Annotated in this window: 7 protein-coding genes and 1 other RNA gene; 3 read left to right on the top strand and 5 right to left on the bottom strand. The window is 41.3% G+C overall.

All coding sequences use genetic code 11. The features are described from left to right. Positions 1-294: 294 nt before the first annotated feature. Both pepP and FTU02_RS15810 read right to left on the bottom strand, forming a co-directional pair. Complete coding sequence (pepP, locus tag FTU02_RS15815; protein ID WP_180157955.1) at positions 295-1,629, bottom strand: Xaa-Pro aminopeptidase; 1,335 nt, start codon at positions 1,627-1,629, stop codon at positions 295-297. A gap of 131 nt (positions 1,630-1,760) precedes the next feature. Then, complete coding sequence (locus FTU02_RS15810) at positions 1,761-2,378, bottom strand: UPF0149 family protein (RefSeq protein WP_180157953.1); 618 nt, start codon at positions 2,376-2,378, stop codon at positions 1,761-1,763. 64 nt (positions 2,379-2,442) lie between these two features. On the opposite strand from FTU02_RS15810, the gene FTU02_RS15805 reads away from it, so the two are divergent. The 3 genes from FTU02_RS15805 to ssrS all read left to right on the top strand — a co-directional run bounded on the left by FTU02_RS15805 (position 2,443) and on the right by ssrS (position 3,566). Then, a complete protein-coding gene (locus FTU02_RS15805) occupies positions 2,443-2,994 on the top strand; it encodes a hypothetical protein (protein ID WP_078192940.1) in 552 nt (183 codons plus the stop codon). Positions 2,995-2,996: 2 nt separating this feature from the next. Next, a complete protein-coding gene (locus FTU02_RS15800; protein WP_168378082.1) occupies positions 2,997-3,284 on the top strand; it encodes a cell division protein ZapA in 288 nt (95 codons plus the stop codon). A 99-nt stretch (positions 3,285-3,383) separates the two neighbouring features. Next, positions 3,384-3,566, top strand: a non-coding RNA gene (ssrS, locus tag FTU02_RS15795) — 6S RNA. A gap of 155 nt (positions 3,567-3,721) precedes the next feature. Here the strand turns inward: ssrS and FTU02_RS15790 are convergent. The 3 genes from FTU02_RS15790 to FTU02_RS15780 form a co-directional block, all read right to left on the bottom strand. Further along, positions 3,722-4,186 carry a hypothetical protein gene (locus FTU02_RS15790; protein ID WP_180157951.1) on the bottom strand — a complete coding sequence of 155 codons (465 nt, stop codon included), beginning with the start codon at positions 4,184-4,186 and terminating at the stop codon, positions 3,722-3,724. An 84-nt stretch (positions 4,187-4,270) separates the two neighbouring features. Further along, positions 4,271-5,470, bottom strand: a complete 1,200-nt coding sequence (locus FTU02_RS15785) for a YncE family protein (protein WP_257232798.1) — start codon at positions 5,468-5,470, stop codon at positions 4,271-4,273. A gap of 261 nt (positions 5,471-5,731) precedes the next feature. Further along, positions 5,732-17,614 carry an Ig-like domain-containing protein gene (locus FTU02_RS15780; RefSeq protein WP_218956202.1) on the bottom strand — a complete coding sequence of 3,961 codons (11,883 nt, stop codon included), beginning with the start codon at positions 17,612-17,614 and terminating at the stop codon, positions 5,732-5,734. Between the last annotated feature and the right edge of the window lie 29 nt (positions 17,615-17,643).

Genomic DNA, 17,643 nt, shown 5'->3' with positions numbered 1-17,643 from the left:
TGTGTTTCAGAAAGCTTCTTTGAATCGATATATTTCATCCGCAGATTATGCATGAATATTTAAAATTCTTCGGTACAAATAATCAGCAAGAGACTGTTCGTTTTTTGATTTATGAAAGAGGCTTAATTTATACGATTAATTTAAAAAGACTTATATCTAATTTTTGTAAAAAATTAACATCATAAAATCAACTCCATTGTTAATTACACTTGTCTATATAACTAGTATTTATAAGACTGCTTGTAGATAAAAAAAGCCGATCATCTGACCGGCTTTTTTAATTACTATATTAACTTAAGCGGCTTTCGCTTTCGCCATCAGCGCTTCAATGTCTTCCACCGACTTGACCACTGCAGCTGTTAAAACACGTGGACCTGCTTTAGTTACAGCCACATCATCTTCAATACGAATACCGATACCACGCCATTTCGCATCAACGCTTTCATCATCAGGCGCAATATAAAGACCAGGCTCAACAGTCACAACCATACCTTCCTCATAGGCACGCCATTCACCCTCTTGTTTGTATGAACCGACGTCATGCACATCCATACCAAGCCAATGACCCGTACCATGCATATAAAACTGACGGTAAGCTTCTTTTTCAATGATTTCGTCAATATCTCCTTGCATAATGCCAAGATCCAATAAACCTTGAACTAAAATACGCACTGCAACGTTATGTGGTTCTTTATAAGAGTTGCCGATACGCACCGCATCAATCGCCGCAATTTGCGCATCGAGTACGATATTATAAAGTGCTTTTTGTTCAGGGCTGAATTTACCGTTGACTGGGAAAGTACGGGTAATGTCTGAGGCATACAGCTGATATTCACATGCTGCATCAATCAGTACCAAATCACCATCTTTGAGTTCTTTGTCATTTTCCACATAGTGCAAAATACAGCCATTTTCACCGCCGCCGACAATGCTGTTATAGGAAGGCACACAGCCATTTTTACCAAAGACATAATTCAGTTCTGCTTCTAGTGCATATTCCATCATGCCCGGTTTAACCGTTTGCATGGCACGAGTATGCGCTTCTGCTGAAATATCCGAAGCAATTTGCATCAATTCAAGTTCATCATCAGATTTGTGCAGACGCATTTCATCAATGATGCGATCTAGTTGAATGACTTGAGCAGGCGCACTTGCACCCTTACGTGATTCACCACTTGCAGCCGAAATCCACTGCGCCACACGAGCATCAAAATCGGGTTGCTGCCCAATACGGTAGAATAATTTATCTTTATTTTGTAATTTTTCTAAAATTTCTTCGTCTAATAAATCAATGGCATAAGCCTCATCAGCTTCATAATCTTCTACAGCCCCATCTACACCCGCACGGTAGCCATTCCAAATTTCCATTTCACGGTCACGTTCACGGCAGAACAAACTATAGCTATAACCTTCTTCTTCACTATCAAAGGTTTCAATCACTGCAACCGCTTCAGGTTCAGCAAAACCTGTTAAATAAAAGAAACTACTATCAGCTCGAAATTTATAATCTGCGTCGCGATTACGCATGGCTTCTTTGCTCGTGGCAATAATTGCAATACTACGTAGTCCCATTTCACCCGCAAGGATGTCTCGACGTTCTTGAAAATCCGCTTGAGTTAATTTCTTCATTTAAATACTTCTTATACCTGCTGGCTGATATTGTTTAAATTTTGATTCAATTGAATATGAATCTCTCAATCTATGTGAGGCATGTATAAAAACACGTAATACCTCACATAGATATAAGCAAAATTAATGCCTTAGCTTGGACGATGTGGGGTGAACATTTCAACCACATTCCCCACTTGAGCCGATGAATTTTTAGCGCTCAGTTGTAGCAACGGTGTTTCTGAAACATCAACTTTGGTACGTCCCATAGACAGGCTCACTGGGATTAAACGAACAAATTCGTATAATTCCTGATAGCTTTCTTCACCTTCTTCATCATCATCTGAATCTTCAAATTCTACTGAAGCGACATCCTGTAAATGCTCAATCAATTCTTGTTCATTGGTGCGCAGATGACCTGCCGCCAAACCAAAACCAAGAACAACACCTGCACACCAATCTGCCAAGGCTTGCACACGCTCACCTAGCAAGTGATCATCATCTGGTAATAAAGGAAGATAGTCGAGTTCATCATCTGAAAGTGAATGAGCTACATCTTCTGCTTCTCCAGTCAACAATGCCACCGCATCTTCGTCTAATTCAGCTACATCAAGCGTTGCTAAAATTTGTTGCCACTCTTCACGACTCGGCGGTTGTGACACACAAACTATACCAGTGAGTAGACCGTGTAACTCACTTGGGCTTGAAATTTCTTCAATTTTAGAAAAATTCTGGGACCAATCTGACCAACCTGAAATATCGTCTTGCATTCGCTTATCCAATCTCTATACTTCGTATATATTACCTTTGTTTGCAAGACTGTGCGACTACGTTATGTTAGAAGAATTACAGCGTCTCCAAGCGCATATTAGCGTTTTAAAAAAGCGACTGGCGCAATTTGAAAGCGAAAATAATGCCCTACAAGATGAGAAAAACTCGTCTGATGAGCACCATCACGCTCAAATTGTACATAAGAACGGTATTATCACCTCCAAACAAGAAGAAATTGATACGCTGAATGAGCAATTAACTGATTCACGTGCTCAACTTCAACAGCTGAATACTGATGCAACTGCTTTGGCTGACCGATATAGCCGTCTTGAAAAAAGCTGTACTGATCTAAAAAATCGTTTTCAAGAAATTTTGGCAGAACGTAATGAGCTACGTATCGTTAAAGAAAAGATGCAAAATGAACAGCGTCATGCTCAACAAGAAATTCAAGGTTTGCAGCAAGAACGTGAACGTTTATTACAAAAAAATGAACATGCCAAAGCAAAAGTTGAAGCGATTATTCAACGTTTAGCTATTTTAGGTACAGCTCAAGATCAACATGCGCAAGAAATTCAACAATTGGCACATCCGACTGAAAGTAATGAGGAAGTTTGATCATGAGTGAACAAATTGCAGTTGATTTAAAAGTTCTAGGTCATAGTTTCCGTTTAGCAACGACTTCTGACCAACAAGCCGATTTAGAACGCGCAGCACAATTACTGAATGACAAATACGATGAATTTCGTCGTAAAGCACCACGTATGGAACCGAGTAAGCTGATCATTATGGTCGCACTTGAATTAATGCAAGAAGTCCTGTCAATGAATAAGAGTTTGCAAGAATATGCAAACTGCGAACTTTTGTTGCAAAATATTTTGGAACAAGTTGAAGAATTGACTGATTAATCGGTGGTTTAGTGATTATACTTTGCCCGATTGCTTCATTTTAAACACTTTGTCAGTGTTTGGTGATTTGCCAATAACGCTGAATTCGTTATACTGAGCACATCTCTGAGGTGTTCGCCAGCTAGGTCTAATCCCCTGCCGATACTTAAACTTATGGATGTGTTCTGTATATTCTGAGCGTATGCCCTCCTCGAGTGGGAAACCCAGCGAGTGTACGTCGCGTCCACCTTGAACTCATCGGGTTCAGGGTCACGACATTTGCAGCGGCATCTTCGGAGTGTTTATTTTCCAAATCCTTATTTAAATTACAAGCATTTGATTTAAAAAAACTTTTTTTTAATTTACTATTCTATTTCCGTGCCCCTCTACTTTTGTTCTTCACCATAATTATTTCATTTAAGTTTGGTTAGTTTAAAAGTTTATTTATTCAAGTTAATTCATTTTTTGAGTTGTTCCAGTTTAGCTAACTGTCTCTCCAAAGCTCTGTCCATTTCAGGAAGTATTTGTCGTAAATATTGAATTGATGAAATGGCTTCATCCAATTTCACAACGCCTTTTTTAACCAAGTTATATTGTTGCTCGAGTAGAGCGAGTACTTGATTTTGATTCGGCTGCTGTCCCTGACTCATCAGCGTATTTATTTGCTGAAATTGTTGATATACCTGTTCACGTTGCTGTAATAGCTCAGAGTGCGTTTCACTGTCGAGTATTGATTGTTTGGAATTAAAACTTGAATGCTGCAATACATTTTCTATAGTTCGCTCTGAACGTGTTTCAGACACTTTTTGTTGATCTAACGGTAGCTGTTCATGAACCTCCTGCTGCTTTGGTTTTAATAACTGAATCATCAACAATAAAATCAAGCCAACCACTAACCCGATAACAATCCATTTCTTATACATGATTCAATCTCTAAATGTTCTTCAATTAAAAATTCAGAGCCGATTTGACTCTGAATTTTCCATTTTCATTTGAATTAAACTGTTTTACTGACTGCCCCATCCTGCTGGTGCATAACCTAAACGAACGCGCTGTGGGTGATTGCCAACAGGCACAGTGATGACTTTTTCACCTGTCGCGAAATCGATCACTGTTACTGCATCTGTGGCACTTTCAGAAATGACACAACGCTTACCATCTGGACTTTGCGTTGCCCAATACGGTTTGCCTGCAACAATCAATTTCGCCACGGTCAAAGTTTTACGATCGACGATGGTGGCATAATCATCCATCGTTCCTGCAACACATAGTTTTTCACCATCTCCACTGATCGAAAGCCCATGATGGCGTGAGTCATTTACCCATTTCGTGCGATCAGAGGGAATAGTTGTACTTCCTGGAAGCTGTGCAATGCGTGTGACTTTGCCTTGATTGAGATCATATTCGACCAAGCCATTAAAAAATGAGACTTGCGCATAGATTTTGGATTCATCTTTGCTAAACACAATTGGACGCACAGCGTTTGATAGGTCTTTACGACCAAAGGCATCCAATGCAGGACGAAAATCAATTTTCTTCAAGACTTTAAAATTATTAGCATCGGCAATGGTTATATAGCGTTTGCCTTTAGTGAAATCCTGCCACGCTGCATCCATTGAGGTTTCGACATTACCTATGGCTGAGTTAAGAATTTTTGTGCCACCATCAAAGTAAATATTTTCATGTGGCTTATCTCCTGTGGCAAAGCGCCCGAGTTCCTTGCCTGTGTTGATATCGAGTATATGTACGACATTTCCTGAAGACGCTGATACTGCAACCTGTTGCCCATCAGGGGATACTGCCATATGGTCTGCTCGAAATCCCTCAACGGGTGTGCGCCAATTAATTTTTCCTGTAGCAATATTAATGGAGACAACATCTGCATAGCTTGGGCGTGATGCAACCACCGATTTGCCATCTGGTGTGGAATACATGTCATCGACCAATTGATCATTTCCCTCTCCTGCTGTATTACGAATATAGCTATAGGCGATCAATTTTACTGGGTTAAGGTAAATTTCAGTGAGCCGTTCTTTTTTGTCGGGCACCATATTGATGACACCAACTTTCTGATAGTTTTTTGCAGGATTGATGACTGTAACCGTACCATCCCAGTTATTGCCGACAAAAAAGACTTGCTGGCTATTGGGTGGAACGGGTGCAGTGGTTGTCGCTGCGAAAGTAAGTGGCGACACCGCAACCGTCATACAAAGAAGTGTCCTGATCCAGAAATTCTTTTTCATTTTTATTGTCCATTAATTTGTTTTTATGCATACCTTTTGAGCTACGTCATCAGATAAGTGTCGCTTTTTAAGCGCAAAGAAAGCTTATTCAATATACAAGTGTAGATATAGCGTATTTGTTTTAATTCCGATGAGTTGTTGATTAAAACCAAGTCTTCAATCTGCATTCACTTTTTGGGAAGCAAAAAAAAGCACCCGAAGGTGCTTTTTTAGTTCATCAAATTATTAGTAAATAATTTGATTATTGTTGATTAGGTCATCTAGTTCGACTTTGCTCGTTTGATTGAGCAAGACTACAAGATCTTGTGATTCATATTCCGTACCTGATGTGCCATCACGGTCAATTGAAATCACAGCTGAATCAGTTTCTTCGTCATATGCTACTGTTACAAACTCTGCGAGATTCGCTTCAGTTGCATCGTCAGAAAGTAATGAAGATATATCGATTTGGTCAGCAATAGAAAAATCATTTACTGTTGTTAATGTATTACCGCCCAAATTGTCGTCTGCGAGAAGGTCGAAAACAATATCATCACCAATAAGTAAACTTTCACTTTCTAATGAGAACATCGCAAACGATGCTGTCGCAGTCACTGTTTCCTGAATAGGAAGCACATTGTTACTGTTTCCTAACTCTGTTTCGAGCTGGGTTGTAAGTACATTTACATCTTGAATTGAGGTTTCAGGGACTGTAACTTTCACTACAAAATCTTCAACTTGACTACTTGAAGTGCCTTGATAAGTATAATACCCATCTGAATCTTTGCTTACTGATATACCATTTACCGAAACTTTGGCATCAACTAAAGCATCAAGAGCAGCAGATTTAAATTTCACACCATTTACATTCACATTTGCCTCTGCATCATTTAGAACTTCTGCATGTAAAGTAAATTGTAAAACTTTCTCTGGAACGCCTGCTTCCGGAGCTATTACACCAAGTTGATCCTGTCCATTTTGATTTTTCTCACCTGTCTTAGCAATTTGAGTTCCATCCGCAAATAGCACACCTTCCAACATATTAATTTGGAAGCTATTTACATTTTGGACACCTGTAATGCTCAAGTTAAAACCATCAATATAGTTGGTCGTATCAGAGTTATTCAAGACCATTGAATTAACTGGATATTTTGCACCTGAATACGGTTCATCAAATACAATCCAATCACTCGGAGTACCTTTTTGACCTCCAAAGTCTTTAGGGAAACTATTTGAGAAATTAAGCCCAAGCTCATTCTGAGTCAGAACTTTGTTAATTTTCTCCCAATTGATAATAATAATTTCAGAAACGTTAATTTCACTTTTCAAATTAGTAAAGATTCTTAGCGCATCGTTAATTTTATTGAAATCATTACCATACTGTGGATCATTGATAATAGCTTGCATCTCTGCAGCAATATCTACAATTTTCGCACCCGCAACAAGATCATCAGAAACATAATTACCTTCAGCATCTTTATAAATTGTACCTAGGTTTGGAACTTTAATCACTGAACTAGATGAACCACCACCAGTTCCACCTGATGTTGACGTTGATACCGAAATTTCACTTGTTAATGTTGCTTTTAACTCAATGAGTTCAGCATTGCCAGTTACAGGAGTTGTAATTTTACCATCAGTAACTTGAAGACTTATCGAAGGCAATGCAGCACCTGAATTTAACTGATCCGCACCTTTCTGAGTTAAGATTACAGATTGATCAACCACTGACAATTGATAGAAACCATCGGCACTCACTGTAGATCCATTCGCAAATGTCACGGTCAGACTATCATTATCTGCATCCGATGCAGCATATGTAGCAATTTTTTGACCGGAAACAGCTGCACCAACAGTGACTACTTCTGGTTCAATTTCAATTTCAGGTGCGACGTTTGTTACAGAAGCAGGATATAAAATTACACCGAACTCTAGTTCTGAACTTGCAGTTGAACCATTCGATTTTTCAGTTGCAACAGATTCAAGCTTCACATTCAACTGTAAAGAATTACCTGTAACAACCAAACTTGGTGGTGCAATCGCCACTAAGCTCGAACCTTCGATACTCATGCCTTCAGCGACAAAACTTAAATTACCATTTGTATCTGCAGTTCCGAGTAATACTCGAGTTCCATCTACAGTAACAGCGTAAATTTGCATTCCTTCAACCAAGCCTGAGAAATTCAGTGTTAAGTTTTCAGAACCATCTTGGTCATTCAATTTCGTATTAAGTAATCCAAGAGAAATATCCTCTCCCACTTCACCACTTAAATTAAAGTAAGGGCGATGGAAGCCATATTGGTCTTTATCAGTAGCATCTTTTTGAAGTAAATCAGAAACAGTCCATTCAACTGAAGGTTGCGTAGCACTATAAAAGTCATTAAGTCCAGCAATAGCAGATTTTAGATCAGGGTAATAAGCAAGCTCTTTGCCTGATTCTTCTACCACTTTGAAGTTATAATTGCCATCACCCTCTGCATTGTGCATGTAGAAATCAAATGTGTAGAATCCTGTTTCTGCTACAGTAAATGTACTATCTACAGATGTAATACCTTTCCAGCTCACATGCTTAGGATCTTCATTACCAATGATTAACATACCACTATCATCAGCCTTACCAGTATATTTATAAACAGTGCCGGCTTCTAAGAATACGTAGCCTGTAATTGCCACACCAGTTTTAGCCGTTATATTGCCTTCTGAAACCAGAGAATTCGTATTACCTGTTGATACGATCTGGTTTTTATATGCAGTCTGCCCAGCATCAGATAATAAATATTCAAAAGCTTTCTTAAGTGCATCTTTAGAAGCACCTGATCCACCATTGGCAGTCAGATTATTGCCATTTACAGTTCCTAAATTACTCCATGTTGTTTTATTAAGGTTAATCACTGTTGGATTCCAATCTAATAAATCTAGAGTTAAGGATGGCTTATCTGCCACTGCATCGACAACAATTTCTAGCTCGCCTGACGTCACATGTTTGCCATCAGAAACGTTAAATTCTAGACCTGCATAGACTCCACCGTCAGTTACTGAAGCTTCGTTAGCATCTGGTGCAAATACAACTTTTCCGGCATTAATATCAGCATAAGATAGTGTTTGACCCGCGATGATTGGTGTTTTATTCCCAGCAGCATCTACGATTATCAATACACCGTCTTTTGGCAGATTTGTTACCGTAATAACAAGCTGATCATTTGCTGTATTTGCATCTGAAATACCAAAATGCGCCCATGTTAATGTCACACTTTGATCTTCTATCGTAACCACTTGGGTTGTCTCAACTTCAGGAGCGATATTGTCCACTGGGACAGTTTTATCTACTTCCTCACCCGGATTACCTGATTCATCTTCATAGCTATCTGTTGGGACAGTTACTGTAATGTCACCATCAACACCCGGAGGTACTTCACCAGTCACCACATATGAGCCATCTGGTTGTTCCACTGGCGGCGTAAATGGTACTTCGATTGGACCATTTGGACCTTCAACAATGATTTTATCTTCTGTAATTGTCGATGGATCGACATCATCTGGATAAGTCACAGTGATTTTACCGTCAGGTGTAATCGTCACTTCAGCTTTTGGTGAAATAGTATCGACAGGTGTTTCTGTAGTTGTAACGTCATCACCCGGATTGCCTGATTTATCTTCATAGCCATCTGTTGGGACAGTCACTGTAATGTCACCATCAACACCCGGAGGAACTTCACCAGTCACGATATAAGAACCATCAGGTTGTTCCACTGGCGGCGTAAATGGTACTTCGATTGGACCATTTGGACCTTCAACAACAATTTTACCTTCTTCAATCGTGTCAGGGTTCACATCATCTGGATAAGTCACTGTGATCTTACCGTCTGGTGTAATTGTTACTTCAGCGACTGGAGGAACAGCATCTACATCAGCAGAATCTTGATCTAAAGTACCTTTGTTACCTACATCATCTTGATAACTACCCGCTGGAACTGTCACCACGATACCAGTTTCAGTACCTTCAGGAACACGACCTACCAATACAAGTGGATCATCTTGACTTGGGACAAATTCAACAACGATAGGATTACCAGACTTGTCAGTTACTGTGATTTTTCCAGTTTGGATGGTACTTGGATCCGTATCATCTTCAAATGTTAAAGTAATCTGACCATTTGGTGTGATATCGATATCAACATTAGGTGCAATGGTATCTACTGGTTCAGTGACATCAACCTGAGCGCCCGGATTTCCCGTTTCATCGGTATAACTACCAGTCGGAATGCTAACCGTAATATCAGTATCATTTCCGTTCGGTACTTTACCTGTAAAGGTCTTGCCATCTGTCGATGGTGTTAATTCAACCACAACTGGATCGCCATCTTTATCTGTAATGGTGATCGTCGATGTATCAATCGAGTCTGGGTTGGTATCGTCAGGGTATTGAATAACGATGTTACCGTTAGGAGAAATGGTCACCGTTGCAGTCGGTACATCGGTATCAACGTTACCATTCGCTGTTTCAGGTTCACCTGGATTACCCGATACATCTTCATAGCTACCTGTTGGGACAGTTACTGTAATGTCACCATCAACACCCGGAGGAACTTCACCAGTCACCACATATGAGCCATCTGGTTGTTTCACAGCAGGTGTAAATGGCACTTCGATTGGGCCATTTGGACCTTCTACCACGATCTTATCTTCTTCAATCGTCGATGGGTCAACATCATCTGGATAAATCACAGTGATCTTACCGTCTGGTGTAATGGTCACTTCTGCTGTTGGTGGAATAGTATCCACTGGCACAGTTGTATCTACATCTTCACCCGGATTGCCTGAAGTATCTTCATAGCTATCTGTAGGCACAGTCACTGTAACGTCACCATCAACACCTGGAGGCACTTCACCAGTCACCACATATGAACCATCTGGCTGTTTCACAGCAGGTGTAAATGGTACTTCAATCGGGCCATTTGGACCTTCTACTACGATCTTATCTTCTTCAATCGTCGATGGATCGACATCATCTGGATAAGTAATGGTGATTTTGCCGTCTGGTGTAATGCTGATTTCTACTTCAGGAGACTGAGTATCTACAGGTTGTGTAGTGCTACCTTTACCGCCTTTATTCCCCACTTCATCTTCATACGAACCACTTGGTACAGTCACAGTAACATTACTATCAATACCATCCGGAACTTGACCAACGAGAGTCAAGCCGTTTTCGCTCGGTGTAAATGTCACAGGTATAGATTGACCATTACCATCAACAATTACAATTTTTGAGGTATCAATCGTCGATGGAACAACATCATCTTCATATTTCAGTGTGATTTGACCTTCAGGCGTGATCACGACCTCAACTTTTGGTGCAATCGTATCGACAGGGTCAGTTTTTACCGAAGTCGTATTGTCATTACCAGTGGTGTCTTTGAAGCTATTTTCAGGCACAGTCACCGTGATATTTTCATCAATCGCGGTTGGCACTTTACCTGTGTAAGTCAAGCCATCATTTGATGGAACAAAATCAACCACAATGGTATTACCATTGCTATCTTTCACCACAATGTCAGTTGGGTCGATGGTTGTTTTATCCGCATCAGGTGAATATGTAACAATAATTTCACCATTTGGTTCAATCGTCACTTCAGCCGCTGGAGATTCTGTATCAATCGTTCCTTGTTTTTCAACAGGCTCGCCTGAGTTTCCTGTGGTGTCTTCATAAGAACCCGCAGGGACTTTCACCACAATCTCGCCATCAGTACCTTCTGGAACTTTACCAGTCACCACATATGAGCCATCTGGTTGTTTCACAGCAGGGGTAAATGGTACTTCGATTGGACCATTTGGACCTTCAACTACAATCTTATCTTCAGTAATCGTCGATGGATCAACATCATCTGGATAAGTCACAGTGATTTTACCGTCAGGTGTAATCGTCACTTCAGCCGTTGGTGTATCTGTATCCACAGTACCCGGTTGAGCAACTGGCTCACCTGAGTTACCTGTAGTGTCTTCATAAGAACCCGCAGGGACTTTCACCACAATCTCGCCATCAGTACCTTCTGGAACTTCACCAGTCACCACATATGAGCCATCTGGTTGTTTCACAGCAGGGGTAAATGGTACTTCGATTGGACCATTTGGACCTTCAACTACAATCTTATCTTCTTCAATCGTCGATGGATCAACATCATCCGGATAAGTGACAGTGATCTTACCGTCTGGAGTAATGGTCACTTCTGCTGTTGGTGTGTCGGTATCAATCCTACCCGGTTGTTCAACTGGCTCACCTGAGTTACCCGTAGTATCTTCATAAGAACCCGCAGGTACTTTCACTACGATCTCGCCATCAACGCCTTCAGGTACTTTCGCAGTGTAGGTACCATCTGGTTGTTTTTCGAAAGTCACATCAGAAATTGGGCCTTTAGGACCTTCTACAACAATACCTGTCGTATCAATCGTGTCAGGATTAGTATCTTCTGGATAAGTCAGTGTGATCTTACCGTTTTCATCGATTTGAACATCAACAACTGGAGATTCGGTATCTACCGTAGCTGGTTGTTTTACAGGTTCGCCTGAGTTGCCTGTAGTGTCTTCATAAGAACCCGCAGGCACTTTCACGACGATGTCGCCATCAATGCCTTCTGGCACTTTCGCTGTAAATGTACCATCAGGTTGTTCTTCAAAGGTTACACCCGGAATCACTTCACCATCTGGACCTTCCACAATAATACCTGTGGTATCAATAGTGTCAGGATTTGTGTCATCTGGATATGTAATGGTGATCTTACCATCTGGTGTCACAGTCACTTCTGCTACAGGCGGAGCTGTATCCACTGTAACTGTTTCAGAACCTTCTTCACCTGGGTTACCCGCTTTATCTGAATAAGATGCTTCAGGCACTTTTACTGTAATCGAGGTATCTACACCGGTAGGCACTTGACCGGTATAAGTCAAACGATCTTCAGATGGCGTGAAATCAATCACTACTGGTTTGCCGTCTAGACCTGTAATCACGAAGTCTTTTGGATCAATCGTTGCAGGATCAACATCTGGTGCAAATGTTACTTTGATCTCACCTTTTGGAGTGATGTCAATTTGAACTGTTGGTGCATCATTGTCTAAACCTGGGTTACGAATTGCATCTTCTGAAGTCACTGTATCTGTTTTTGCAGTTGCAGTGATTGAGTTTTCAGGTTTGATTTCAGTTGCAGGAACTTTCAGTGTCCACTGACCTGTAGGCGTAATATCCGCAGGATCAACAGTATATTCAGTGCCATTAACATCGACAGTAATAGCCGCATTCGGGTTCGAAATTGTACCGGTGATAATGAAGTTACCATCTTCATCAGTCAATTCAGCCATTTCTTCTTCATTAATGACATCATCACCCGCAATCACATCGATCGAAATCAATGGTAAAGATACGGTGTCTTGCGTTGGGTTGCCATCTTGGTCTGTTGTAGACGCAGATAAGTCATCACCATCTTTTAATGGAAGTTCAGTCGTCGTAGTCCATGTACCATCTAGACCTGCTTTTACTGGTGGTAATTCTGTACCATCAGGCAAAGTCACAACCACATCATGCCCCGGCTCAGTTTTACCTATAATCACGGTCACGTGCGTGCCATCTTCCGCAGTATTTGGTGTAACGCTGTCAATATTGACAGTAATTAAACGATCACTGTCACCTGAACCTTTATTGCCTGCTTCATCTGTATAACTTTCAGGAAGGACTTCAACAGTTACTGTTTGACCCGGTTCAACTTTGAGTTCAACTGACCATTTTCCAGTCACTGCATCAAATGTTGGCTGACCCACAACTTGACCACCTGTTACTTTCAAGTCAGCAGAGCTGAAGCTTTCAGGATCAATGTTCTCGCTGAATTCGAAAGTTGCTGTTGCTTTGCTATCAGTCTCTTGATCAATAATATCGACAGTCACTGTTGGCGCAATAGTATCTACATCTACAGTTTCTTTATCAGTTACACCTGGATTACCCACCAAGTCAGTGTATGAACCTGTTGGAACTTCAACTGTAATTTGCTCATCCACACCTGAAGGGATTTTACCCGTATAAGTCAAACCATCTTCAGAAGGTGTTAGCGTCACCTCAACAGGTTTACCGTCTTTATCAGTGATAATAATTGTTTCAGGGTCAATCGATTTCGGATCAACATCATCTTCAAATTTCACCACGATATCGCCTGTAGGCGTTAAGGTGATTTCAACAGTTGGCGCGATGGTATCGACAGGATATTTACCTGTACTTGGTGTACCTGGGTTTCCTGTCAAATCTTCATAAGAGCCTGCTGGTACATCGACAGTCACTTTACCATCGATACCTTCTGGCACTTTAGCGGTATAGGTTAAGCCGTCTGGTGATGGCGTTAACTCAACAGTGATCTGTTTCCCTGTAGGATCTTTCACCACAATCGCATCTGATTTGATGGTTTTCGGATCTGTATCTTCAGGATAAGTCACGGTGATATTGCCTTGTGGATCAACCGTTACAGTCACTTCAGGTACATCAGTATCAACCAATTTACTGTCGATATCATATTGGCCTTCATTACCTGTTTTATCTTGGTAACTGCCTTCAGGCACGATCACGGTCACTTTTGAATCTACATTTGGTGGAATTTGACCTGTCAGGGTTAAACCATCTGGAGATACCGTTAATTCAACTTTAATCGGATTACCATTTTCATCTGTAATCACGATGTCTTTTGGATCAATCGTAGTTGGATCGACATCGTCTTCATATTGAATAACGATAGAACCTTGTGGTGTTAAGGTGATTTCAACACTTGGACGGTCAGTATCGACATTGCCTTGAGTTTCACCCACTTTACCCGGATTGCCGGTCAAGTCTTCATACGAACCTTCTGGCACGGTAACAGTCACTTGACCGTCAACACCTTCAGGAACTTTAGCAGTCACAACAACGGTGCCATCTGTTTGTACTTCAGGCGTACCAAATTCAACTGTGATTGGGCCTTTAGGACCTTCAACCGTAATCGTACTAGTACCAATAGTCGTTGGATCTGTATCTTCAGGATAAGTCAGGATAATATCGCCATTCGGAGTGATTTCTACACCCACTTGTGGACGATCTGTATCAACTGAGCCTTTGCCTTCGCCTGCTTTACCCGGATTACCTGTAAGGTCTTCATACGAGTTTTGAGGAACATCAACCGTTACTGTACCGTCGATACCTTCTGGCACTTGACCTGTATACGTTAAGCCATCTTCTGACGGTGTTAAAGTCACAGTGATTTCATTACCTTCAGGATCTTTCACCACAATCTTGTCTGTTGTGATTGATGTTGGATCGGTATCTTCAGGATAAGTTACGACGACTTGACCTTCAGGCGTCACAGTCACTTCGACTTGTGGACGGTCTGTATCGACATCACCTTTGCCTTCGCCTGCTTTACCCGGATTACCTGTAAGGTCTTCATATGAATTTTCAGGAACTTCAACCGTTACTGTACCATCCACACCTTCTGGAACTTGACCTGTATAGGTTAAGCCGCCTTCTGACGGGGTAAAAGTCACAGTGATCTCATTACCTTCAGGGTCTTTCACCACGATCTTGTCTGTTGTGATTGAGGTTGGATCGGTGTCTTCAGGATAAGTTACGATGATTTGACCTTCAGGTGTCACAGTCACTTCAACTTGTGGACTGTCAGTATCGACATCACCTTTGCCTTCGCCTGCTTTACCTGGGTTACCTGTAAGGTCTTCATAAGAATTTTCAGGAACTTCAACAGTGACTGTGCCATCCACACCTTCTGGCACTTGACCTGTATAGGTTAAGCCACCTTCTGACGGTGTTAAAGTCACAGTGATTTCATTACCTTCAGGGTCTTTCACCACAATCTTATCTGTCGTGATCGACGTTGGATCGGTATCTGTAGGATATTCAACAATGATTTGACCTTCAGGCGTTACCGTTACTTCAACTTGTGGACGATCTGTATCTACATCACCGTCACCTTCACCAAGTTTACCTGGGTTACCAGTGATGTCTTCATAAGAACCTTCTGGCACTTCCACAGTGACTGTACCGTCGATACCTTCTGGCACTTGACCTGTATACGTCAAGCCACCTTCAGATGGTGTCAAAGTCACAGTGATCACATTGCCCGATGGATCTTTAACAACGATGTCTTTTGGATCAATGGTCGCTGGGTCAGTGTCTTCAGGATAAGTCACGATGATTTGACCTTCAGGAGTCACTGTCACGTCAACTTGCGGACGGTCTGTATCTACAGAACCCTCACCGCCACCGACTTTACCTGGGTTACCTATAAGGTCTTCATAAGAACCTTCAGGCACGTCTACAGTCACTTTACCGTCGATACCTTCTGGCACTTTACCTGTATACGTTAAGCCATTATCAGATGGTGTTAACGTTACAGTGATGTCATTACCTGATGGGTCTTTAACGATAATGTCTTGAGGATCAATAGTCGTTGGATCAGTATCTTCAGGATAAGTCACGATGATTTGACCTTCAGGTGTCACCGTTACTTCAACTTGTGGACGATCTGTATCCACATCTCCTTCGCCTGTTCCAGCTTTACCTGGGTTACCTGTTAAATCTTCGTATGAATTTGTAGGAACTGAAACTGTTACCTTACCGTCAATACCTTCTGGAACCTCACCTGTGTACGTTAAGCCATCAGCAGATGGTGTAAACTCAACAGTGATCACATTGCCCGATGGATCTTTAACAACGATGTCTTTTGGATCAATAGTCTTCGGATCAACATCATCTTCATAAGTCACCACAATTTCACCTTGCGGTGTAATGGTCACGTTTACTGTAGGTGAAGTTGTATCGACAGATTCACTTGCTGAACCTTTGGTGCCATTATTACCATTGAAATCTTGGTAACTGTCTTTTGGTACAAGTACAGTCACTTTACCATCAACTGGACTTGTGATTTTGCCTGTAACGGTTAAGCCATCTTCAGACACTGTGTATTCCACAGTCACTTTCTTACCGAACTGATCAACCACTGTGTAATCTGTAATGTCAACCGTTGAAGGATTAACATCAGATTCGTACTTGATGGTAATCAAACCTTGTTCTGTCATTTCAACAGTCACAGAAGGTGCTTGATTATCTAAACCAGGTTGACGTTCAGCTGTATTTGACGTTGCTGTATCTGTGGTTGCTTGTGCAGTCACGGTGTTGCTTTCTTTCACATCTGCAACTGGAACACGGATGCTCCATTGGCCTTGTGGGGTCACAGTCACTTGTGAACCACGATAAGATGTACCATTAAAGTTCACAACCAAATCTGCAGCAGGATTACTGATCGTACCTGTCACTGTAATAAAGTTTTGACCGTCTACAGTTTCAGTTAAATCATCCAGTTCAGTTTCGTTGATGACATCATCACCCGCAATTACATCGATGTAAACGAATGGCAATTCAACTTCATCACCAGTGCTGACGACATCACCATTTTTATCTTCATAAGTGGTTGTCGCAGAAACTTCATTACCATCTTTCAAAATACCCGGAACTGTTAATTCCCACAGACCATCTGGGCCTGATTGTACTATCAATGGTGTATCTTGACCCGGAACGAGCACACTCACTTCGCTATTGGGTTCAGTCTTACCTGTAATAACAGTAATATCATCGCCATTCGCATCTGTATTTGGCGTTACACCAGTAATTTTAAGTGTAATCAACTGATCTTGATCACCCTTACCTGTGTTACCCGCAACGTCGCTATAACTGTCATCTTTTACTTCAACAGATACGGTTACACCCGGCTCAGTTTTAAGTTCAACAGTCCATGTAAATTCATCGACTTGGGTAATAGCACCAACAACCTTACCACCCGTAACAATCAAATCATTCGTAGAGAAAGTTGCAGGATCGATTTTTTCTGTAAAGGTAAATGTAGCCGTTGCTGAAGTATGGTCTGCAGATGAAGAGGTCACAGTTACAGCAACTTTAGGCGCAATCGTATCTACAGTCGTTGTGTCCTGACCTTCAACACCCGGATTACCTGTTACGTCTTCGTATGAACCTTCTGGTACAGTCACAGTAATTGAACCATCAACTCCTGCAGGAACTTTACCTGTTACAGTGATTGAACCATCTGGTTGTGTCACAGGTGTACCAAAGTCAACCACGATGTCTT

The sequence above is a fragment of the Acinetobacter sp. YH12045 genome (assembly GCF_013419925.1).
In the GTDB taxonomy this organism is placed as follows: Bacteria; Pseudomonadota; Gammaproteobacteria; order Pseudomonadales; family Moraxellaceae; genus Acinetobacter; species Acinetobacter amyesii.
Note: the sequence above shows the minus strand (reverse complement) of the source record. Positions and strands in the feature narration are given on the sequence as shown.